Source organism: Burkholderia sp. 572 (assembly GCF_040545135.1).
In the GTDB taxonomy this organism is placed as follows: Bacteria; Pseudomonadota; Gammaproteobacteria; order Burkholderiales; family Burkholderiaceae; genus Burkholderia; species Burkholderia cepacia.
Genome location: NZ_JBEPLH010000005.1, coordinates 441126 through 462417 on the forward strand (window position 1 = coordinate 441126; position 21292 = coordinate 462417).

Consider the following 21292-nt stretch of genomic DNA (forward strand, 5'->3'; position numbering starts at 1 on the left):
GCGGCCCGCGCGGCCGCTGCACGACAACCCGGCGGCATTGCACCCGCCGGGTTTTTTATTGCGTTGCGCCGGCGCACGCAACCGTGCGGCCGGCGCCGCACACCATTCGTTGTAGTATCGCTGCATCACGCCATTCTCCTCACTCATGCGAATTCTCGGCATCGACCCCGGCCTGCGCGTCACCGGTTTCGGCATCATCGACGTCAGCGGCCACCGGCTCGCCTATGTCGCGAGCGGCGTGATCCGTACGCCGACCGCCGACCTGGCCACCCGGCTCGGCACGATCTTCCAGGGCGTCTCGACCATCGTGCGCGAGCACGCACCCGATCAGGCCGCGATCGAAAAGGTGTTCGTCAACGTGAACCCGCAGTCGACGCTGCTGCTCGGCCAGGCGCGCGGCGCCGCGATCTGCGGCCTCGTCGCGGGCGGCCTGCCCGTCGCCGAATACACGGCGCTGCAGCTCAAGCAGGCCGTGGTCGGCTACGGCCGCGCGACCAAGACGCAAATGCAGGAGATGGTCACGCGGCTGCTCAATCTCTCCGGACAGCCGGGCTCCGACGCGGCCGACGCGCTCGGCATGGCGATCTGCCACGCGCACGGCGGCGACACGCTCAGCACGCTCGGCGGCCTCGCGCCGGCGCTCGCGAAGAAAGGGCTGCGCGTACGGCGCGGGCGGCTGGTCGGCTGACCTCGCGCGTGCCGGCGTGCGGTCCGCCGGATCGACCGTGTTGAGCGTTTCGACCGTTTCGACCGGACGCGGCACACCCACGACACCCGTTGCCCCGGCCTGACGGCCGATCCCGTCGGCATTGCGCCGCACGTGCGCTACACTCGCGCTTTATTCCTCGCATCCCGCCCTCCATGATCGGTCGCATCGCCGGCATCCTGCTCGAAAAGAACCCGCCTCACCTGCTCGTCGACTGCAACGGCGTCGGCTACGAAATCGACGTGCCGATGAGCACCTTCTACAACCTGCCGCAAACGGGCGAGCGCGTCGTGCTGCTCACGCAGCAGATCGTCCGCGAGGACGCGCACCTGCTGTACGGCTTCCTGACGCCTCAAGAGCGCACGACCTTCCGCGAACTGCTGAAGATCACCGGCATCGGTGCGCGCATGGCGCTCGCCGTGCTGTCCGGCATGAGCGTGCAGGAACTCGCGCAGGCCGTGACGATGCAGGACGCCGCACGCCTCACGCGCCTGCCCGGCATCGGCAAGAAGACGGCCGAACGCCTGCTGCTCGAACTGAAGGGCAAGCTCGGCGCCGATCTCGGCGCGCTCGCCGGCGCCGCGTCGCCGTCCGACCACGCAACCGACATCCTCAACGCGCTGCTTGCGCTCGGCTATTCCGAAAAGGAAGGCCTGGCCGCGATCAAGAACGTGCCGGCCGGCACCGGTGTATCCGAAGGCATCAAGCTCGCACTGAAGGCGCTGTCGAAGGCGTAACGCGCGTTCAATCCGGCCGTCGAAACCAGTGTCGCGCGGCGCGGCATTGCGCGCCAGTCGGCCGTTCGGCCAGGTGGGCCCGAGTGCGGCGCGCGGTACAATGGCCGCATGATTGAAACCGACAAACTCGCCACCGAGCAGCGGATCATCGCCGCCACGCCCGCCTCGTCGCACGAGGAGGTGTTCGAACGTGCGCTGCGGCCGCGCCAGCTCGACGACTACGTCGGCCAGGAAAAGGTGCGCGGCCAGCTCGAGATCTTCATCGAAGCCGCCAAGCGCCGCTCCGAGCCGCTCGACCACGTGCTGCTGTTCGGGCCGCCGGGCCTCGGCAAGACGACGCTCGCGCACATCATCGCGCGGGAGATGGGCGTGAACCTGCGCCAGACGTCCGGCCCCGTGCTCGAGCGCGCGGGCGATCTCGCCGCGCTGCTGACGAACCTCGAGGCGAACGACGTGCTGTTCATCGACGAAATCCACCGGCTGTCGCCGGTCGTCGAGGAAATCCTGTATCCGGCACTCGAGGATTACCAGATCGACATCATGATCGGCGAAGGCCCGGCCGCGCGCAGCGTGAAGCTCGACCTGCAGCCGTTCACGCTGGTCGGCGCCACCACCCGCGCCGGGATGCTGACCAACCCGCTGCGCGACCGTTTCGGGATCGTCGCGCGCCTCGAGTTCTACGACGCCGATCAACTGTCGCGCATCGTGCGGCGCTCGGCATCGCTGCTGAACGCGCAGATCGATCCGAACGGTGCGCTGGAAATCGCGAAGCGCTCGCGCGGCACGCCGCGGATTGCGAACCGGCTGCTGCGCCGCGTGCGCGACTTCGCGGAAGTGAAGGCCGATGGCCAGATCACCGCGGCCGTCGCCGATGCCGCGCTCGCGATGCTCGACGTCGATCCGGTCGGCTTCGACCTGATGGACCGCAAGCTGCTCGAGGCGATCCTGTACAAGTTCGACGGCGGCCCGGTCGGTATCGACAACCTCGCGGCGGCGATCGGCGAAGAGCGCGACACGATCGAGGACGTACTCGAGCCCTACCTGATCCAGCAGGGCTTCCTGCAGCGCACGCCGCGCGGGCGCGTCGCGACGCTGCTCACGTATCGCCACTTCGGGCTTTCCGTGCCCGACGCCGGCCGCACCGAACGCGGCGAGTGGGATACCCCCGACGGGAAGTAACCCGTCGCCCGAGCCGCACCCGCCATGACGACGCCGCCCAGCCGCCACCCCGCCGCACCCGCACCGGGCCCGCGCTGGGCCGAGCCGATCCGCAAGCGGCTCGTGGCCGGCGTCACGCACCTGACGGCGGGCGGCGGCGGCCCGTCGCTCGACCTCTCCTCTCCGCCCGGAGATCCGGGGCTGTTCGGCCCCGACGCCGTCTGCTGGCGCGTACATGCCGACTTCACGTCGATGATGACGGGCGGCATCGCCGCACTGCTGCTGCAGGCGCTCCATCCGCTCGCCCTCGCGGGCGTCTGGGATCACTCGTCGTTTCGCACCGACATCCTGGGTCGCTTGCGGCGCACCGCCACGTTCATCACCGGTACGACCTTCGGCAGTCGCGCGGACGCACTCGCACTGATCGAGCGCGTGAAATCGATCCACGCGCACATATCGGGCACCGCACCGGACGGCCGGCCGTATCGCGCCGACGATCCGGCGTTGCTGACCTGGGTGCACGTCGCGGAAGTATCGAGTTTCCTCGCCGCGCATCTGCGCTACGTGAATCCGGCCCTGCCGGGCGAATTGCAGGATCGCTACTACGCCGAGACCGCACTGGTCGCCGAACTGCTCGGTGCACACGAGGTTCCCCGTTCGCGTGCCGAGGTGGCCGCGTATCTCGCGCGCATGCAGCCCGAACTCGAGGCCGGGCCGCGTACGTTCGACGTGATGTCCATCCTACTGAACGTGCCGGTCGCGAAGCCTGCGCTGCGGCCGGCCGCATCGCTGGTGATGCATGCCGGAATCGACCTGCTGCCGCCGTGGGCGCAGCGCATGCTCGGCGTGTCGACGTTCGCGCCGCTGCGGCGCGCGGTGGTCCGGCCCGGCATACGGGTCGTCGCGCCCGTGCTGCGCTGGGCGCTCGTGAACGGCGCGTCAAAGCGTGCGCGCCGCCGCGCGACGGCAGCACCGCCCGACGGCACCTCGTCCACCTGACGATCCGCTTCTTCCCGTCATTTCAATTTGCTGTCAAATACCTGTGACAAGCTGACGGGCTTGCACCCGCGCATGGTCGCACGCGCCGTCCGTCCCGCCTGTCCGTGACCCGCGCGGGGTTCCGCCAATCCGACCGACACCCGATGCCCGCGATGCCACGCCTGCCGATCCGTTTCGCCCTCGCCGCCAGCCTGTCCGCCGTCCTCGCCCTCGGCGCCTGTGGAGGCGACGATGTCGCCGCCGTCGCGCGTTCGGACGCGCAAACGCCGTCCGGCGGCACCCCGACCGCGCCTGCCCCGGCGCCGCCCGCCACCGTCACGCCGCAACCGGGCAAGTGGAAGGCCGCCCGTGCGGGCGACCTGATCGACGTGACGCTCGGCGACCTCCATCCGACGCAGGGTGCAATCGGTTACGACCAGATCTACTACAAGCTCGGCCGCTACGAACTGCAGCCCGACAAGAAATTCGACGACTTCTGCGCGGACGAAGGCCTCGGCGGTATCGCTTCGGCGGGCTACACGGCCAGGTCGGTGCTGCGCGATCCCGCCAGCTACGCGTGCAAGACGACCGACGCGAACGCCCGCGACCGGTCGGTGCTGAACCCGGTCGTGATCGGCCCGAACGGCGATGCGCTGTACCTGACCGACGGCCACCACGGCCTGTCGACCTACTACGAGACGCCCGACGGCGGCCCGGCGCTGCACGTGCACGTCGTCGTCAAGGACAACCTCAGCGACTACTCGGGCGACGCGTTCTGGCAGCAGATGCAGAGCCGCGGTTATCTGCGCCTCAAGAACGGTGACGGCAAGCCGATCGCGGCCGCCCAACTGCCGACCGGGCTCGGCCTGAAACTCGGGATGACGAACGACCGCTACCGCTCGCTCGTCTATTTCACGCGCGACATCGCCTACAGCAAGCCCCCACAAGCCACCGACTACCTCGAGTTCTACTGGGCCGACTGGCTGCGCGCGCAACCGGGCACGTTCTCGCTCGACGGCTACGACCTGACGCGCGCCGGCGCAACCGATCCCGATCCGGCAAAGGCCGACACGGGCTACCTGAACGCGGTCTGGAATGCGTCTGCGCGCATGGTCGCGGCCACGGACCCCGTGATCGACGGCAAGACGGGCGCCGACCTCGGGCGCGCGGACGCGATCAACGGCGGGAAGAAATACAACAAGGGGGAATTCGACAAGCTGCGCCAGCCGATCGCGGCGGACAAGCCCGGCAAGATCGCGTACGCGCTCGACTACAAGACCCGCCACGCGCTGCCGCAGTAAGCGGCGAGCGCCACGCAGGAAGGAAACCCCGGCCGGCCATGGCGGACGGGGCCTGCCGGTTCAGAGCACCTTGCGGTACCCGTCGTCGTCGCTTGCGGCGTCCAGGTGCGAGACGTCGGCCCACTGCACGACCTGCGCGCGGCCATCCACGTAATCGACGACGTTGATGCTCGTGTTGAGCAGCTGATAATTGCGGGGCGCCGACAGTTCGATGCCGTTTGCAAACCGGTACACGCTGTCGAGCACGCCGCCGTGCGCGACACACGCGATCCGGCCGCCCGGGTGCGCGGCCACGATCGGCTCGAGCGCGTGCAGCACGCGGTGATAGAACTCACGCTGCGACTCGCCGCCTTCCGGCGCGAAACCCGGATCGCGCGTCTGCCACGCCGCGTATGCGTCCGGAAACAACGCCTCGATCTCGGTACTGTCGTGCCCCTGGAATGCGCCGTACGAGCGTTCCCGCAGCCCTTCCCGCAGCAGCAGCGGCAACCCGAGCGCATCGGCGAAGGGCTGCGCGGTCTGTTGCGCGCGCATCAGGTCGCTCGAATAGACCGCGTCGATCCGTGCACCGTCACGCGCGTCGCGTGCGAGCCGCGCGGCCAGCTTTTGGGCCTGCGCGAGCCCGGTGTCGGCCAGCGGGATGTCGATATGGCCCTGGATGCGCTTGATGCGATTCCAGGCGGTCTCGCCATGGCGGATGAAAAGAATCTGCGTGGTGGCCATCGCGGGGCGTCTCCGGGGAAGAATCAGGGCCGAACTTGCAGCCAGAATGTCACGGGGCCGTCGTTGACGAGCGACACCTGCATGTCGGCGCCGAACTCGCCCGTCTCGACGACCGGATGGCGCGCACGCGCGGCCGCGACGAAATAGTCGAAGAGCCGCGCGCCTTCGTCGGGCGGCGCGGCCGGCGTGAAGCTCGGACGCAGCCCGCTGTTGGTATCGGCCGCGAGCGTGAACTGCGACACGAGCAGCAGGCCGCCTGCGCGGCCCTCTCCGTCGATATTCGACACCGGCAGGTTCATCTTGCCGGCGGCATCGCTGAACACGCGGTAGCCGAGCATTTTCGCGAGCAGCTTGTCGGCCGCTGCGTCGGTGTCGCCGCGCTCCGCGCAGACGAGCGCGAGCAGGCCCGCGCCGATCTCGCCCGTCGTGCGGTCGCCGACGCGCACGTCGGCGCGCTTCACGCGCTGGATCAGCGCGATCATGCGGTCAGCGTGACGCGCGCGAAGCGGCGCTTGCCGACCTGGACGACGAACTCGCCGGCTTCGATCTTCAGGCCCTTGTCCGACACGGTCGCGCCGTCGATCTTCACGCCGCCCTGCTCGATATTGCGCAGCGCTTCGCTCGTCGACGGCACGAGGCCCGCCTGCTTCAGCAGCTGGCCGATCGCGAGCGGCGCGCCCGCGAGCGTGACCGACGGGATGTCGTCCGGCACGCCGCCCTTCGCGCGGTGGTTGAAGTCCTCGAGCGCACGTTCGGCGTCGGCCTGCGAGTGGAACCGCGCGACGATTTCCTGCGCGAGCAGCACCTTGAAGTCGCGCGGGTTGCGGCCGCCTTCGGCCTCGCGCTTGAAGCCGGCGATCTCGTCAAGGCCGCGGAACGACAGCAGTTCGAAGTAACGCCACATCAGCGTGTCCGAGATGCTCATCAGCTTGCCGAACATGTCGGTCGGCTTCTCGCTGATGCCGACATAGTTGCCCTTCGACTTCGACATCTTCTCGACGCCGTCGAGGCCTTCGAGCAGCGGCATCGTGAGAATGCACTGCTGTTCCTGGCCGTACTGCTTCTGCAGCTCGCGGCCGACCAGCAGGTTGAACTTCTGGTCGGTGCCGCCCAGCTCGAGATCGGCGTTCAGCGCGACCGAATCGTAGCCCTGCATCAGCGGGTACAGGAATTCGTGGATCGAGATCGGCACGCCGCCCTGGAAGCGCTTCGTGAAATCCTCGCGTTCGAGGATCCGCGCAACCGTGTAGCGCGACGCGAGCTTGATCATCCCGTCCGCGCCGAGCGGCATCGACCATTCGCTGTTGTAGCGGATCTCGGTCTTCTCGCGATCGAGCACGAGCGCGGCCTGCTCGAAGTAGGTCTTCGCGTTCGACTCGATCTGCTCGCGCGTGAGCGGCGGGCGCGTCGCGTTGCGGCCCGACGGATCGCCGATCAGCGACGTGAAATCGCCGATCAGGAAGATCACCGTGTGGCCGAGGTCCTGCAGCTGACGCATCTTGTTCAGCACGACGGTGTGGCCGATGTGGATGTCGGGCGCGGTCGGGTCGAGGCCGAGCTTGATGCGAAGCGGCGTGCCCGTGGCCGCGCTGCGCGCGAGCTTCTGCGCGAACTCTTCCTCGATCAGCAGTTCGTCGACGCCGCGCTTCGTGACGGCGAGCGCATGCCGGACTTCGTCGGTGATCGGGAAAACAGGCTTGGAACTGGGTTCGGTGCTCATCGGTGCCAGGAAGAATGTCGCAAAAACAGGGATTTTCCCATAACTTGCGCGCCCATCGCTTAACGGCGCGCCGCGTTGCGCGGATAATCGGGCGCAAGGCGCGCGGCACCGGCCCGCGCCGCACGATCCAGGAGAACCCAACGTGCCGCAACGACAGCCGCAAAACGCCCATCCGGCCGACGGCATCTACTTCGGGCTGATGTCGGGAACCAGCATGGACGGCGTCGATGGTGTCGCCGTGCGTTTCGAGGCCGGCAAGGCGCCGGTCGTGCTCGCGGAAGCGTTCGTCGGCTTCGCGCAATCGCTGCGCGACGTGCTGTTCGCGCTGCAGCAGCCCGGCGACGACGAGATCGACCGCGAATCGCTCGCCGCGAACGCGCTGGTCGCGCGCTATGCGGTGTGCTGCCACGAATTGCAGCGCACGGCCGGGCTGTCGCGTGACGAGATCCGCGCGATTGGCGTGCACGGCCAGACCGTGCGCCATCGCCCCGAGCGCGGTTATACGCGGCAGATCAACAACCCGGCACTGCTCGCCGAGCTGGCCCAGGTCGACGTGATCGCCGATTTCCGCAGCCGCGACGTCGCGGCAGGCGGCCACGGGGCGCCGCTCGCGCCGGCCTTCCATGCAACGGTGTTCGGCGCGGCGGGCGAGACGCGCGTCGTCTGCAATCTCGGCGGGATCAGCAACATCACGATCCTGCCCGGCGAAGGCGGCGACGTGCGCGGTTTCGACTGCGGCCCCGCGAATGCGCTGCTCGACGAATGGGCGACCCGCCATCTCGGCAAGCCGTACGACGACGGCGGCAAGTTCGCGGCGCGCGGCACCGTCCATGCAGCGCTGCTCGACGCGCTGCTCGACGAGCCCTATTTCGCCGCACCGCCGCCGAAAAGCACCGGGCGCGACCTGTTCAATCCCGCCTGGCTCGACGCGAAGCTCGCCACGTTCTCACACGTCGCGCCGCAGGACGTGCAGGCCACCCTCACCGCGCTCACGGCCGTTTCGGTCGCGCGCGAGATCGCACAGCATGCAGCGGGCTGCAAGGCCGTGTTCGTATGCGGCGGCGGCGCGCGCAATCCGGTGCTGCTCGATGCGCTCCGGCACGCGCTGCGCGAGGCCGGCGTGCCGGCCACCGTCGATACGACGGCGGCACTCGGCGTGCCGCCTCAGCAGGTCGAGGCACTCGCGTTCGCGTGGCTCGCGTACCGTTTCACCGCGCGCCAGCCCGGCAATCTCGCGACGGTCACCGGTGCGGCCAGCAACCGCGTGCTCGGCGCACTCTATCCGCGCTGATGCGATGCCGGCCGCGCGGCGAGCGCCGCATGGAAAACGGGCACAAAAAACGGGGCATGATGCCCCGTTTTTCATTCCGGCGAACCGGCGTGGATCTGTCGTGCGCTCAGACCGAGAACGACGAGCCGCACCCGCAGGTGGTGGTCGCGTTCGGGTTCTTGATCACGAACTGGGCGCCGTTAAGGTCGTCCTTGTAGTCGATCTCGGCGCCGACCAGGTACTGGTAGCTCATCGAGTCGATCAGGAGCTGGACGCCGTTCTTGTTCATCACGGTGTCGTCCTCGTTGACTTCCTCGTCGAACGTGAAGCCGTACTGGAAGCCGGAGCAGCCACCGCCCTGCACGAACACGCGCAGCTTCAGGTCGGGATTGCCCTCTTCGTCGATCAGTTGCTTGACCTTGTCGGCTGCGGCGTCGGTGAAGACGAACGGAACCGGCATTTCGGCCGTCGTTGCTGCGGATTCGGTAACAGCGTTCATTGCGAACTCTCCAAAAAGCTTTAGCCGCTATTGTAGGGCCGATCAGAAGATCGTGCTGAAGTCCATGAAATCAATAGGTTCTTGTCGATTTCATCAAACACGCATGCGCAGGCCGCGACAGCACGCGCCTGGAAACGGACATAAAAAAACCGCCAGCGCAAAAGCTGGCGGTTTTTCCGGCGGACGCCGCCCGGAAGCGGCGCGGCCATGAAGCGGAATTAACGCTTCGAGAACTGCTTGGCGCGGCGTGCCTTGCGCAGACCGACCTTCTTACGCTCGACTTCACGCGCATCGCGCGTGACGAAGCCTGCGTTCGACAGCGACGGCTTCAGCGTCGCATCGTAGTCGATCAGTGCACGGGTGATGCCGTGGCGCACTGCACCTGCCTGACCCGTTTCGCCGCCGCCGTTCACGTTCACCTTGATGTCGAACGTCTGGCCGTGGTTCGTGAGTTCCAGCGGTTGACGCACGATCATCAGCGACGTTTCGCGCGAGAAGTAGTCAGCGATGGGCTTGCCGTTGACGATGATGTCGCCCTTGCCAGCCTTGATGAAGACACGTGCGACTGCGCTCTTGCGGCGGCCCGTACCGTAGTTCCAGTTACCGATCATGTGGGTCCCCTTAGATCTCGAGCGCCTTCGGCTGTTGAGCCGAGTGCGGATGCGTCGCTTCTGCGTAGACCTTCAGCTTCTTGATCATCGCGTAACCGAGCGGGCCCTTCGGCAGCATGCCCTTGACCGCCTTCTCGAGCGCGCGGCCCGGGAAGCGTTCCTGCATCTTGCCGAACGTCGTTTCATAGATACCGCCCGGGTAGCCCGAGTGACGGTAGTACTTCTTGTCCAGAGTCTTGTTGCCCGTGACCTTCAACTTGCTCGCGTTGATGATGATGATGAAATCACCAGTGTCGACGTGCGGGGTGAACTCAGGCTTGTGCTTGCCGCGCAGACGGCGTGCCACTTCGCTGGCAACACGGCCGAGAACCTTATCCGTCGCGTCAATCACGTACCATTCGCGCGTCACCTCATGGGCTTTTGCGGAAAACGTCTTCATGATCGATCCAAAAAAATTGCTTTGCCCGATGTGTTCTTCCTGCTTGTCTGTGTGCGCTTCGAGGCGCGGTGCAGGCTCTCCCTGTTCTTTTTCCGTGGGCATGAATGCGGAAAAGCCCTGAATTATAAAGGAAATACCGCAACGCGGTCAAAGGGAATCCGCTCCCCGTGTCCACGGCGGCCGAAATGGGCCAAAATCCGGTCGTGCCCCGACAAGCCAGGCGAACCGAGCGCCCGGGGAGGCACCCATCGACACGCGGCACATGACCTTGCCGCGCCAGACCGGCCGAACACGGAAAACAACAAACAAGCATGATGAATCAACGACTTACACCCTTCCTCGCGGCCGTGATGCTGGCCGCCGCGGCACCTGCCGTCGCCGCCCGCGCCGACTGCGAAGCCAAGCTCGAAGCCCTCGATACACGCCTTGCCGAAGCCCGTGCCGCGCATGCCGAGGATCGCGTCGCCCGCCTGCGCGCGGTGCGCGAACGCGTCCGCCACTTCTGCGCACGCGGGCACGGCCATGCATCGGCCGTCCACGCGCCGGCGCCCGATGCGCGCCCGCGCGGCACGCCGCCCGACGCGACCTCGCAGCCTGCCGCAAGGCAGCCCGCGTGACCCTGTCGGCGCGCGCAAACCGCGCGCCGATGTTTGCATGGGACGAAAAAAAGCCCGAACGGCTGGTTCGGGCTTAATCCACCATAGGAGGAGGGTGGAGGAGACATTCGGAGGTTGCCGCAGCGCGACAACCAATGAGGCTCATTATACGAACGCGTCGCCGACTCCACAAGAAAATTTGCATTGCGAAATCAAACGCCACAATATGAAATTTAATGCGGCGCGTTTGAATCACGACTTTTCTCTTTGAAATCAATGGCCTGATTCCGGAAAGCACGATCAGGAGCCGCCCTCGTCTAGAGCAAAACCCCTAAGTCCCGAGGGGAATTGGCTGTCCGGGGCGCTGCTCGCGCGGCGCCCGCGTTGCGCGTCGTGCACCGCATCAGCCGGCCGTTGCGCCGCGGGCTACAATGCCGGATCGAATCCGAATCAGGCAACGCTGGAGTGCAAGCATGGAATGCAAAGTAAGCTGGATGGGCCAGGACGGCATGGCGTTTTCCGCCGAGACCGGCAGCGGCCACCTCGTCGCGATGGACGGCGCGCCCGAAGGCGGCGGTCACAACCTGGCGCCGCGCCCGATGGAGATGGTGCTGCTCGGCACCGGCGGCTGCACGGCCTATGACGTCGTGCTGATCCTGAAGAAGAGCCGCCAGGAAGTCAGCGGCTGCTCGGTCACACTGAAGGCCGAACGCGCGAGCGAAGACCCGAAGGTGTTCACGAAAGTGCACTTCCACTTCACCGTCACCGGCCGCAACCTGAACCCGGCCACGGTCGAACGCGCGATCAACCTGTCGCATGACAAGTATTGCTCGGCGTCGATCATGATCGCGAAGACGGCCGAACTCACGCATTCGTTCGACATCGTCGCCGGCTGACCGCACGGCCAGCGCACATGAAAAAAGGGCCGGCGCTCCGTTGGGAGACGCCGGCCCTTTCGCATTCGAACGGCAAAGCAGGCCGATAAGCCGGATTCTGTGCACGCTGCGCGCCGAAGCACGCAACGCGTGGCAGCCATTCCTCTAGGCGCGCCATTGCTGACGCGCTCAAGCTTCCTACCCGCAGACGAGACGGGGGCCCCGTCCTGCATCCGAAGACGCGCGCCTGCCTACTTGGAATTGCTCCGGGTGGAGGTTACCGTGCCGGCGAACGTCGCCGTCGCCGCGGTGCGCTCTTACCGCACCGTTTCACCCTTACCTGATCCCGGCTTGCGCCGGGCCATCGGCGGTTTGCTTTCTGTTGCCCTGTTCCGCGTGTCGCCACGGATGGCCGTTAGCCATCACCCTGCCCTGTGGAGTCCGGACTTTCCTCGCCCCCGCGCGCCCGAAGGCGGCGAGGCCGCGACTGCCTGGCCTGCTTTGCGACGCGCATTCTAGCACTGCGCGCCGCCGCCGGCAGCGCGCGAGCGGCGGCCGCTGCGAAATACGGCCGGATCGTCGTAGAACGCGGGCTCGACATTCGCATCGCACCAGCCCGGCACGCCGAGCACCGGAAGCGGCGCGAAATCGCGGCTCGTCAGCGCGCGCGTCGCGAGTTCCGCGGCAACACGGGCGTCGACATGCGCAATGCGTTGCGTGTCGGGCCACGAAAAATAGTCGGCGCCCACTTCGACGATCCACGTGTGCGCGGTGCAGGATTTGTAAGGCGCGACGAGTTTCTCGAGCAGCGCATGGCCGACCAGCCGCGCCTCGCAGCGCGTGCCCCACGCATCGCGCGCGGCGACCAGCAGCCGCGGCCAGTCGAACCCGCGCAGCGCGTCGGCGAGCGCACGGTCGGCCGTCACGAACAACGCGGCGTTCTCGTCGAACAGCGTGAGCGCGTCGCGCAACGTGCCGCGCACGGGGCCGACCCCGCCCGCCGCGTCGATCGCCGCGGCCTGGCGCGCGTTCAGTGCGGCCTTGACGCGCGGATACGCGAACCAGACGAGCGCGTTGAAGAAGTCGTGCAGATTGTGGCGGGTCGGGACACCGCCCGTCTCCGCGATATGGGTCTCGTACGCGACGCCGGGCGGCAATGCTGCCTGCGGCACGAACCGCAGCGGCCGGCCACGGCCGCTGGTGCGCGGGCCGTCGGGCCCGGTATCGCCCAGGGTGCCGTTCAGCGCGTCGAGCAGCGCGGCCTCGCCCGCCCTTGCGGCCGCCTGTACAACGCGGCCGGGGCCCGCGTACGGCGCGAGCCACGGCACGGACCAGTCGATCCGCGCAAAATCCGCCGCCCCGCTACCGGCCGCCTGGCCAGATTCGCGCGGCGGCGCGGAGGTCACGCCAGTTTCCAGCCGATCGTCTCGCCGCCGCGCAGCGGCACGACGGGCGTATCGCCCGCGAAGATCTCGCGCGGCAACTCCCATGCCTCGCGACGCAGCGTGACCGTCTCGGCGCTGCGCGGCAGCCCGTAGAAATCGGCGCCGAAGAAGCTCGCGAAACCTTCCAGCTTGTCGAGCGCACCGGCGTGGTCGAACGCTTCCGCATACAGTTCGAGCGCATGCAGCGCCGTATAGCAACCCGCGCAGCCGCACGCGGTTTCCTTCGCGTCGCGCGCATGCGGCGCGCTGTCGGTACCGAGGAAGAAGCGCGGGTTGCCCGACGTCGCGGCCTCGACCAGCGCGACGCGATGCGTCTCGCGCTTCAGCACCGGCAGGCAGTAGTAATGCGGGCGAATCCCGCCGACGAACAGCGCATTGCGGTTGTACAGCAGGTGATGCGCGGTGATCGTCGCGCCGAGCAGGCCGGGCGCCGCATCGGCGTCGCGCACGTAGTCGGCCGCGTCCTTCGTCGTGATGTGTTCGAACACGACCTTCAGGCCCGGGAAATCGCGGCGCAGCGGCGTCATTACGCGGTCGATGAAGACCTTCTCGCGGTCGAACAGGTCGATCGATGCATCGGTCACCTCGCCGTGCACGAGCAGCGGCATGCCGGTTTCCTGCATCGCCTCGAGCGTCTTCGCGCATTTCGCGAGATCGGTGACACCGTGGTCGGAATTCGTCGTCGCACCGGCCGGATACAGCTTCACGCCGTGCACGAAGCCGCTTTCGCGCGCGCGGCGGATCTCGTCGGGCGGCGTGTTGTCGGTCAGGTACAGCGTCATCAGCGGTTCGAACGTCATCCCGGCCGGCAGCGCGGCGAGGATGCGCTCGCGATAGGCCTGCGCCTGCGCGGTGGTCGTCACCGGCGGCTTCAGGTTCGGCATGACGATCGCGCGGCCGAACTGGCGCGCGGTGTGCGGCAGCACGGCGGCCAGCATGTCGCCGTCTCGCAGGTGCAGGTGCCAGTCGTCGGGACGGGCGAGCGAGAGCGTCGCCGGGGAGGAAGCGTTCGAGGCAGTCATAGGAGGCGTCGTGAGGAACGTGCTTGCCGTTGGCGGGGCCGGAACACGCGTGCGCGGGCCGACTGACGGCAAACCGCAACACGGGGCCTTTGGCCAGCGGAATCCGCTTTTTACCGCTCAGGGCTCGGTGATATGCTAGAAGCCGCATTGTACCGGGGTTCGCCCGGTTCGTTACCCCCCGCCTGAGCCTGCTGCCCCAAGTAAAATGTGCCAACTCTTAGGAATGAACTGCGCCGCGCCGACGGACGTCACATTCTCCTTCACAGGTTTCGCGGCCCGGGGCGGGCTCACCGATCACCATGCCGACGGCTGGGGCATCGCGTTCTTCGAGGACAAGGCCTGCCGCCTGTTCATCGATCACCAGGCATCGGCCACGTCGCCGATCGCCGAAATGGTGAAGCGCTACCCGATCAAGTCCAAGAACACCATCGCGCACATCCGCAAGGCGACGCAAGGCCACATCCTGCTCGAGAACAGCCATCCGTTCATGCGCGAGCTGTGGGGCCGGCACTGGATCTTCGCGCATAACGGCGACCTCCAGGACTACGCACCGGACATGGACGGCAGCGTCTATCATCCGGTCGGCACGACCGACAGCGAACAGGCGTTCTGCGTGCTGATGCAGGGGCTGCGCGAAACGTTTCCCGGCGCGCAGCCGCCGTTGCCCGAACTGTTCGAGCGCGTCGGCGAGCTGACACGCGGCATCACCGATCACGGCGTGTTCAATTTCCTGATGTCGAATGGCCAGGCGCTGTTCGCGCACTGCTCGACGCGGCTGCACTACCTCGTGCGGCGCTGGCCGTTCTCGACCGCGCATCTCGTCGACGAAGACCTGTCGATCGACTTCGCGAAATACACGACGCCCGAGGATCGCGTCGCGGTGATCGCGACGCAACCGCTCACCGACAACGAAGTCTGGACCGCGTTCGAGCCGGGCGAACTGATCATGTTCCAGTGCGGCGACGTCGCCGCGCGGATGCGGATCCCGGTGCCCGAACGCGTGCTCGAGAAGCTGCGCAATCCGGCGCTCGACGCATCGGCATCGGCGCCGCGTGACACACGCGAGGCGCTCGCCACCGCCGCCGACGTCGATTCCGACGACGCGATCGACTTCTGAGCCCCGCGCGCCAGCGCCCTTCCCCTGTCAGCCGCTGTCCGGCAAGTCGACGGCTCGCCGCCGGGTCATATCGCTCGCCGGGTGCCGATTCCGGTTCATCCGGGCCAGATTCCCGTATATCGAAGCGAAGCAGCACAACATTCGCCCGATTCGATTCGTTTCAATATAAAACGATCCAGGCGAGAAAATAATAAATCATTCAATCGGAATGCAGATAATCCGGAAACCGCATTTTAACGTATCGGCCTGACGCAAACCGTGCGCCACCCCACTGATCCAGCGATCACGAACCCGCACGCAAATAATCGGGCGAATCCTTACCCCACAAGGCTTTCAGTTCGATTCGTCACACAATCAAAAAATACCGAATAAAAACGGCACTATTGCCGCATTTGTTAGCTTCCCGACAATTCACCTCCTTCCCGATCAGTAGAGTCCGCTCATCCTCGGTGTAACGAATCGCGAATGACGGAGATACGGCCACGGACGCCACACATCCATTCACGCCATTCCCCACCGCGGATTGCGATTTCACCGCACCGCGGTGAAAACCACATCAAAACAAGAGAGAGGGGCTTGTCGTGAATCACTCATTTCGATCGATATGGAGCGAGACCACCGGCTGCTGGGTCGCGGTTGCGGAAACCGCGCGGGCGCGCGGCAAGCGGTCGGGCAGCCCATCCGGTGCAGGCCTTCGCGCCGCCCACGCGGCAGCGCGCCGGACGCCGCTTCGCGCCGCGGCACTCGGTGCCGTGTTGGCCATGCTGTCGGCAAGCTCCGCGTACGCATCGACGTGCGGCAGCGGCGCGGCCGTCGCGAGCGGCGGTACCTGCGCGCTCGGCAGCTTCAGCCCGACCGTCAATGACGACCTCGCCGGCGCCACGACCGTGTCGGGCGGCGACCGCGTCGGCCTGACGGGCGCATGGACCGGCGCAACCGGCGACATGGGCTATACGCCGATGCCGTTCGCCAACACGCCCATCATTTCAGGCAATCCGGATCAGCCGCTGGTGTCGCTCGGCGGCAAGACGCAGAGCGTCGGCACCCCCGACTCGATCACGGGCGGCCATACGTCCGTCGCCACTTACGACTCGACCGCGTTCGTCGCGTCGAACGCGGGCTCGACCGTCGTGCAGGTCTATCACGACGTGAACGGCGACCAGTACGTGAACACGCGCATCGGCACGGTCGCGAATTCGGGCGGCACGCTCGACGTATCGATCGGCAATCCCGCGAACGCACCCGCGGCGACCGGCAACGCGATCACGATCGCGGCCAAGCAGACCGACCTGACCTACGCGGACGGCACCGGCTCGACACCGAGCGTCATCAACTGGAATTCGCGGAACCAGGTCTGGTTCATCACCGGCGACTATCTGGCAAGCGGCGGCCCCGTCGGCCGCATCGAGCTCGACGTGCCGACCTACGCGGGCACCTTCACCGCGTTCGATGGCAGCAAGTGGACCGTCACCGACGCCGCGTCGCTCGCCGCGTACAACAACTTTCTCGTGCGTTCGGTCCAGAACGGCGCACTCGGCTCGCAGGCAGCCTACGACAATGCGTTCGGCCAGGCCGTGACGTTCGCCACGCAAACCTTCGAGTATGCGAACAACGTGTCGCCCGACGACAAGAACGCGCTCCCCAGAAACTATCCGTCGGCGATGCACGGCACGGGTGCGAACGCGACGCTGCACATCGGCAAGGACGGCCAGATCGACTTCCGCGGCGCCAATACGATCGACGCGAGCGCGGCCGTCGTCGCGGAAAACGGCGCGCACTTCGTCAACGACGGGCGCCTGTCGGGCGACTTCACCCTGGTGCGCCTGTTGAGCGGCGCGAGCGGCGTCAACAACGGCGTGATTTCGTCCGGTTACACGTCGGGCGACAATGTCGGCACGGGCGGCACCGCACCGCCCGACAATTTCGGCCTCGATACGTACGTCGAAGGCAGCGGCGTGTATGCCAACGGTACGGGCACCACGTTCGTCAACAACGGCGTGATGAACGTCGGTGCGTGGAATCTCGACCACAACCGGCTCGACCTGCAGAACTACGCGATCGCCGCGACCGACGGCGCGAACGCATCGAACGCCGGCACGATCAACGTCGGCGTCAACGCGACGACGCTCGACAGCCAGGTGATCGGCGGCCTCGTCGCCGGCGGCAGCTTCACGAACGAAGCCGGCGGCACGATCTATCTCGGCCGCGCGGCCCAGTACGATGCCGGCACGCCGGAGGCCGCGAACGACGTCGCGCTGTCCACGCACGCATACGGCATCCTGCTCGGCCCGTCGGGCACCGCGAACAACCTCGGCACGATCGTGATCGGTTCGCAGACGCAGAACGGCGCCGCCATGGCGAGCATCAACTCGTCGTCCGGCACGCTGACCAACGCGGGCTCGATCGTCGTCAACGGTGCCGCGCCCGGCACGCCGCTCGCCAACGTCGGCATGCTCGCGGCCAACACGGCGGCGACCGTGACCAACACCGGCACCATCACGCTGAACGGCGTAAACGGCATCGGCATCATGGTCGTCGGGACCGGCACGAACGCGACGGCCGCGACCTCGACCGGCACGATCAACGTGGCCGGCGGCCTCGATCCCGCATCGGGCACACGAAACTACGGCGTGTGGGCCGAGGGGCCGCACGCGAAAGCCACGCTCGACGGCGCACTCAACCTGACGGGCACCGGTGCGATCGGCGTGCACGCGCGCTCGGGCGCGACGATCGACGTCGGCGCCAACGCGGTGCCGGCGTTCATGTCGGGCACCAGCCAGATCGGCTTCTATGCCTATGGCGCCGGCTCGAAGATCAACGTCGCCGCGCAGCACCTGAGCGTCGACACCGACGATTCGACGCTGTTCCGAGTCGCGGGCGGCGCTGCCTACACGGGCGCGTCGGCAGCCGGAACGCTGACGACCGACGTCAACGGCCAGCGCGCGCACGGCATGCTCGCGACCGACGCCGGCACCGTGCTGTCGACCGGTAACGCGATCTACAACGTCAACGGCGCGAACGGGATCGCGATCGGCGTCGAGGGCGGCGCGCAAGGCACGATCGACGCGGGCGCGACGATCAACCTGAATGCCGCAGGCGCGATCGCGGGCGTCGTCGACGGCCAGGCGCACGACCTCGCCGGCGCCAATGCCGGCGCGCCGGTCGCGACGACGCTGACCAACGACGCGGCCGTAACGTCGTCGACCGCGGGCGTGACGGGCTTCGTCGCGCAGAACCTCGGCACGCTCGAGAACCGCGACTCGGTGCTGCTGACGGGCGCCGGCTCGACGGGCGTCGTGGTCGGCACGCTCGGCACGGTGAACAACGCGTCGACGATCCGCGTATCGAACGGCACCGGTGCGCTCGTGCAGGGCGCGTCGGCCACGCTGGCCAACGCGGGTTCGATCGAAGCCGATGACGGCGTCGCGGGCGTGCGTCTGACGGGTGCCGGCGCATCGGTCGCGCTGTCGGGCACCGGCACCGTGATCGCGAACGGCAGCGCCGACGGCGTGCTGATCGACTCGACCGTATCGGGCGGCGGGATCGCGGCCGGTGCGACGTCGATCGCGGCCGGCGGCTCGGGCAGCGGGATTCACAACCTCGGCACGAATACGACGATCGCGCTGTCCGGCACACAGGTCACGACGACCGGCGGCGGCGCGAACGGCATCGTGTCGACGGGCGGTGGCGCGCGCATCGCGGCCGATGCGGCGACGGTCGTGCGCACCGCCGGCAGCAACGCGCTCGGCGTCCACGTGACGGGCGCGGATTCGACGCTCGCGGCGACCGGCACGACCGTCGCGACGACGGGTGCCGGCGCACACGCGATCGTCATGGATGGCGGTGCGACGGCCCTGCTGTCGGCCGCGAAGATCGCCGCATCGGGCAGCCTGGCCGACGGCATCGTCGCACGCAACGGTGGCCGCATCGGCGATACGGGCTCGACGATCGCCAGTGCCGCCGGCAACGGTGCAACCGCCGACAGCGGCGGCGTGCTCGCACTGACCGGCACGACGCTCAAGGGCGCGGCGGCCGGCGTGCTGACGTCCGATACGCTCGCAAACGGCGCGACGAGTTCGGTGCTCGTCGACGGCGGCAGCGTGACGTCCGCGACCGGCCCGGCCTTCGCCGCGCGCGGCGGCACGGCCGACATCGCGGTGCGCAACGGTACGGTCGTGACGGCCGGCAACGGTACGCTGCTCGACCTGTCGAACGGCAGCAACGCCACCTTCACCGCCTCGGCCGTGAACCTGGCCGGCGACATCGTCTCGGACGCCTCGAGCACCGGCAACGTGCGCCTCGCGAACGGCACGACCCTGACCGGCAAGATCGACCCGGTCGCACTGACCGTCGACCCCACCAGCACGTGGCGCATGACGGGCAGCTCCGTGCTGAGCAGCCTGAACAATGCGGGCCTGGTCGCATTCGCCGCGCCGACCGGTTCGCCGACGCTCGCGGGCAGCTACAAGACGCTCACGACCGGCAGCTACGTCGGCAACGGCGGCACGATCGCGCTCAACACGTTCCTCGGCGCCGACGCATCGCCGACCGACCGGGTGATCGTGAACGGCGGCACGGCAAGCGGCACGACGGGCCTGAAGATCGCCAACACGGCCGGCACCGGCGCGCAGACGAAGGGCGACGGGATTCCGGTGGTCGTCACGACCAGCGGCGGCACGACCACCGCATCGGCATTCCAGCTCGCCGGGCCCGTGCAGGCGGGCGCGTACGAATACCGGCTCTATCGCGGCGGGCAAGGTGACGCGAACGGCTGGTACCTGCGCTCGCAACTCGATCCGTCGGACCCGGGCGACCCGATCCACCCGTCCGGCGACGGCGGCGGGAACGGCAACGGCAGCGGCAACGGCGGCACGCTCGCGTATCGCCCCGGGGTCGCCGGCTACGCGCTCACGCCGCTGCTGAACGCCGACTACGGCTTCTCGACGCTCGGCAAGCTGCACGAGCGCGTCGGCGACATCGCCAACCTCGACAAGCAGCAGCCCGGCAATCGCGACGGCGTGTGGGGGCGCATCGGCGGCCAGAGCCTCGACGCGAACGCGGGCCGCTTCTCGGCCGACGAGCGCACCTTCTTCGCGCAGTTCGGCAAGGACTGGACGCTCGACCAGGCGCCGAACGGCGCCGGCAGCACGCATGCGGGCGTGACGGCCAGCATCGGCGTGTCGAACGCGAGCTTCAGCGACATGGCGCGCGCCGATACGGCCAACCTGTCGACGTCGACGGGCTCGGTCGAGATGCACGCGCAGAGCGTCGGCGGCTACTGGACGAAGTACCTGTCAGACGGCACGTACTTCGACAGCGTCGGGCAGGTCACGCACTACGGCAACCGCTATCGCGACAGCTACGGCAACGAGGCGTCGCAAAACGGCTTCGGCGTCGCGCTGTCGCAGGAAGTCGGCAAGCCCTTCGCGATCGGCGGCCTGCCGGTCGCGGTCGAGCCGCAGGCGCAGCTGATGTACCAGTACCTGAAGCTGAACGGGTTCAACGACAACGTATCGGCGGTATCGGGTACGACGACGAACGCGCTGCGCGGCCGCGTCGGGGTGCGCATCTTCCGGCCGAACCTGCAGTCCGGTTCGGGCGGCAGCGCTGCCACGCCGTACTTCACGGCCGACGTGCTGCACGACTTCCTGTCGCCGGGCCAGACCGTCGTCGGCGGCACGCCGTTCGCGACGCATCTCGGCCGCACGTGGTACGAGCTCGGCGTCGGCGTGACCGCGAGCTTCGGCAAGTCAGGCGAGCTGTACGCGAACGCGAAGATCGCGCGCAACATCGGCGGCGACTATCGGCGCGGCATCGTCGGGCAGGTCGGCTACCGCTACAGCTGGTAACGCCCGCGAACGGCGGACAGCGGACGAAAAAAAACCGCCCGGCGCTCGGCCGGGCGGTGTTCGCATCGACGCGCGTGAAGCGCGTGACCCGCGTGAACGCTCAGTGCAGGATCTTCGCGAGGAAGTCCTTCGCGCGTTCCGATTTCGGATTCGAGAAGAAATCGTCCTTGCGGTCGTCCTCGACGATCGCGCCCTTGTCCATGAAGATCACGCGATGCGCGACCTTCTTCGCGAAGCCCATCTCGT

General features: G+C 67.6%; 18 protein-coding genes, 1 other RNA gene and 1 pseudogene. 10 read left to right on the top strand and 10 right to left on the bottom strand.

The features are described 5' to 3' along the window. Window positions 1–145 precede the first annotated feature (145 nt). The 5 genes from ruvC (at window position 146) to ABIC51_RS12950 (ending at window position 4880) form a co-directional block, all read left to right on the top strand. The gene (gene ruvC, locus ABIC51_RS12930) at window positions 146–688 is read left to right on the top strand and encodes a crossover junction endodeoxyribonuclease RuvC (protein WP_021162491.1); all 543 of its coding nucleotides are present in this window, start codon (window positions 146–148) and stop codon (window positions 686–688) included. Between the two features lie 173 nt (window positions 689–861). Continuing rightward, complete coding sequence (gene ruvA / locus ABIC51_RS12935; protein WP_021162490.1) at window positions 862–1443, top strand: Holliday junction branch migration protein RuvA; 582 nt, start codon at window positions 862–864, stop codon at window positions 1441–1443. Between the two features lie 108 nt (window positions 1444–1551). Further along, a complete protein-coding gene (gene ruvB, locus ABIC51_RS12940) occupies window positions 1552–2622 on the top strand; it encodes a Holliday junction branch migration DNA helicase RuvB (RefSeq protein WP_021162489.1) in 1071 nt (356 codons plus the stop codon). A gap of 24 nt (window positions 2623–2646) precedes the next feature. Beyond that, window positions 2647–3600, top strand: a complete 954-nt coding sequence (locus ABIC51_RS12945; RefSeq protein WP_175853451.1) for an oxygenase MpaB family protein — start codon at window positions 2647–2649, stop codon at window positions 3598–3600. A gap of 152 nt (window positions 3601–3752) precedes the next feature. Beyond that, entirely contained in the window at window positions 3753–4880 is a 1128-nt protein-coding gene (locus tag ABIC51_RS12950) for a ParB/Srx family N-terminal domain-containing protein (protein WP_175897948.1), read from the top strand. A gap of 60 nt (window positions 4881–4940) precedes the next feature. Here ABIC51_RS12950 and ABIC51_RS12955 read toward each other — a convergent pair whose 3' ends face one another. From ABIC51_RS12955 to tyrS, 3 genes are read right to left on the bottom strand one after another with little or no spacing between them, the layout of a single operon-like run. Then, on the bottom strand, window positions 4941–5603 hold the full coding sequence (locus ABIC51_RS12955; RefSeq protein ID WP_027788364.1) for a histidine phosphatase family protein: 663 nt from the start codon (window positions 5601–5603) through the stop codon (window positions 4941–4943). Window positions 5604–5626: 23 nt separating this feature from the next. After that, window positions 5627–6085 (bottom strand): D-aminoacyl-tRNA deacylase, encoded by a 459-nt coding sequence (gene dtd / locus ABIC51_RS12960; RefSeq protein WP_011350959.1) that lies wholly within the window; start codon window positions 6083–6085, stop codon window positions 5627–5629. Continuing rightward, entirely contained in the window at window positions 6082–7323 is a 1242-nt protein-coding gene (gene tyrS / locus ABIC51_RS12965) for a tyrosine--tRNA ligase (RefSeq protein WP_146253352.1), read from the bottom strand. Before tyrS ends, dtd begins: the two co-directional genes overlap by 4 nt. Window positions 7324–7465: 142 nt before the next feature. On the opposite strand from tyrS, the gene ABIC51_RS12970 reads away from it, so the two are divergent. After that, window positions 7466–8614 carry an anhydro-N-acetylmuramic acid kinase gene (locus tag ABIC51_RS12970; protein WP_146253351.1) on the top strand — a complete coding sequence of 383 codons (1149 nt, stop codon included), beginning with the start codon at window positions 7466–7468 and terminating at the stop codon, window positions 8612–8614. Window positions 8615–8720: 106 nt separating this feature from the next. Here the strand turns inward: ABIC51_RS12970 and erpA are convergent, their stop codons facing one another. From erpA to rplM, 3 genes are all read right to left on the bottom strand, one after another. Continuing rightward, a complete protein-coding gene (erpA, locus tag ABIC51_RS12975; RefSeq protein WP_006751888.1) occupies window positions 8721–9092 on the bottom strand; it encodes an iron-sulfur cluster insertion protein ErpA in 372 nt (123 codons plus the stop codon). A 218-nt stretch (window positions 9093–9310) separates the two neighbouring features. Further along, window positions 9311–9703 carry a 30S ribosomal protein S9 gene (rpsI, locus tag ABIC51_RS12980; RefSeq protein ID WP_011883283.1) on the bottom strand — a complete coding sequence of 131 codons (393 nt, stop codon included), beginning with the start codon at window positions 9701–9703 and terminating at the stop codon, window positions 9311–9313. A gap of 10 nt (window positions 9704–9713) precedes the next feature. Beyond that, window positions 9714–10142: a 50S ribosomal protein L13 gene (gene rplM / locus ABIC51_RS12985; RefSeq protein WP_009687896.1), complete on the bottom strand. Its 429-nt coding sequence runs from the start codon at window positions 10140–10142 to the stop codon at window positions 9714–9716. 311 nt (window positions 10143–10453) lie between these two features. On the opposite strand from rplM, the gene ABIC51_RS12990 reads away from it, so the two are divergent. Then, window positions 10454–10759: a DUF1090 family protein gene (locus tag ABIC51_RS12990; protein WP_027788366.1), complete on the top strand. Its 306-nt coding sequence runs from the start codon at window positions 10454–10456 to the stop codon at window positions 10757–10759. Window positions 10760–11169: 410 nt separating this feature from the next. Next, on the top strand, window positions 11170–11634 hold the full coding sequence (locus tag ABIC51_RS12995) for an OsmC family protein (protein WP_027788367.1): 465 nt from the start codon (window positions 11170–11172) through the stop codon (window positions 11632–11634). A gap of 70 nt (window positions 11635–11704) precedes the next feature. Here the strand turns inward: ABIC51_RS12995 and rnpB are convergent. From rnpB to pyrC, 3 genes are all read right to left on the bottom strand, one after another. Beyond that, window positions 11705–12116: RNase P RNA component class A (rnpB, locus tag ABIC51_RS13000), an RNA gene on the bottom strand. A gap of 12 nt (window positions 12117–12128) precedes the next feature. Beyond that, entirely contained in the window at window positions 12129–13019 is an 891-nt protein-coding gene (locus tag ABIC51_RS13005) for a DUF3025 domain-containing protein (protein ID WP_175897913.1), read from the bottom strand. Next, window positions 13016–14080: a dihydroorotase gene (gene pyrC / locus ABIC51_RS13010; RefSeq protein ID WP_027788369.1), complete on the bottom strand. Its 1065-nt coding sequence runs from the start codon at window positions 14078–14080 to the stop codon at window positions 13016–13018. The genes ABIC51_RS13005 and pyrC overlap by 4 nt, the downstream gene beginning before the upstream one ends. Window positions 14081–14285: 205 nt before the next feature. On the opposite strand from pyrC, the gene ABIC51_RS13015 reads away from it, so the two are divergent. Together ABIC51_RS13015 and ABIC51_RS13020 are read left to right on the top strand one after the other, a co-directional pair. After that, on the top strand, window positions 14286–15197 hold the full coding sequence (locus tag ABIC51_RS13015) for a class II glutamine amidotransferase (RefSeq protein ID WP_081052699.1): 912 nt from the start codon (window positions 14286–14288) through the stop codon (window positions 15195–15197). 581 nt (window positions 15198–15778) lie between these two features. Then, entirely contained in the window at window positions 15779–21046 is a 5268-nt protein-coding gene (locus tag ABIC51_RS13020; RefSeq protein WP_175897914.1) for an autotransporter outer membrane beta-barrel domain-containing protein, read from the top strand. 100 nt (window positions 21047–21146) lie between these two features. On the opposite strand, the pseudogene ABIC51_RS13025 reads toward ABIC51_RS13020, so the two are convergent. Then, window positions 21147–21292: pseudogene (locus ABIC51_RS13025) on the bottom strand (amino acid ABC transporter ATP-binding protein); the annotation flags it as partial.

Bases quoted from the DNA above. Each gene is read 5' to 3' on its own strand.
- ruvC (WP_021162491.1), top strand. From the start codon at position 146: ATGCGAATTCTCGGCATCGACCCCGGCCTGCGCGTCACCGGTTTCGGC.
- rpsI (WP_011883283.1), bottom strand. From the start codon at position 9,703: ATGATCGGTAACTGGAACTACGGTACGGGCCGCCGCAAGAGCGCAGTC.
- dtd (WP_011350959.1), bottom strand. From the start codon at position 6,085: ATGATCGCGCTGATCCAGCGCGTGAAGCGCGCCGACGTGCGCGTCGGC.
- ABIC51_RS12990 (WP_027788366.1), top strand. From the start codon at position 10,454: ATGATGAATCAACGACTTACACCCTTCCTCGCGGCCGTGATGCTGGCC.
- tyrS (WP_146253352.1), bottom strand. From the start codon at position 7,323: ATGAGCACCGAACCCAGTTCCAAGCCTGTTTTCCCGATCACCGACGAA.
- ABIC51_RS13015 (WP_081052699.1), top strand. From the start codon at position 14,286: ATGTGCCAACTCTTAGGAATGAACTGCGCCGCGCCGACGGACGTCACA.
- ruvB (WP_021162489.1), top strand. From the start codon at position 1,552: ATGATTGAAACCGACAAACTCGCCACCGAGCAGCGGATCATCGCCGCC.
- ABIC51_RS12955 (WP_027788364.1), bottom strand. From the start codon at position 5,603: ATGGCCACCACGCAGATTCTTTTCATCCGCCATGGCGAGACCGCCTGG.
- ABIC51_RS12950 (WP_175897948.1), top strand. From the start codon at position 3,753: ATGCCACGCCTGCCGATCCGTTTCGCCCTCGCCGCCAGCCTGTCCGCC.
- ruvA (WP_021162490.1), top strand. From the start codon at position 862: ATGATCGGTCGCATCGCCGGCATCCTGCTCGAAAAGAACCCGCCTCAC.
- pyrC (WP_027788369.1), bottom strand. From the start codon at position 14,080: ATGACTGCCTCGAACGCTTCCTCCCCGGCGACGCTCTCGCTCGCCCGT.
- ABIC51_RS12945 (WP_175853451.1), top strand. From the start codon at position 2,647: ATGACGACGCCGCCCAGCCGCCACCCCGCCGCACCCGCACCGGGCCCG.
- ABIC51_RS12995 (WP_027788367.1), top strand. From the start codon at position 11,170: ATGCCGGATCGAATCCGAATCAGGCAACGCTGGAGTGCAAGCATGGAA.
- erpA (WP_006751888.1), bottom strand. From the start codon at position 9,092: ATGAACGCTGTTACCGAATCCGCAGCAACGACGGCCGAAATGCCGGTT.
- rplM (WP_009687896.1), bottom strand. From the start codon at position 10,142: ATGAAGACGTTTTCCGCAAAAGCCCATGAGGTGACGCGCGAATGGTAC.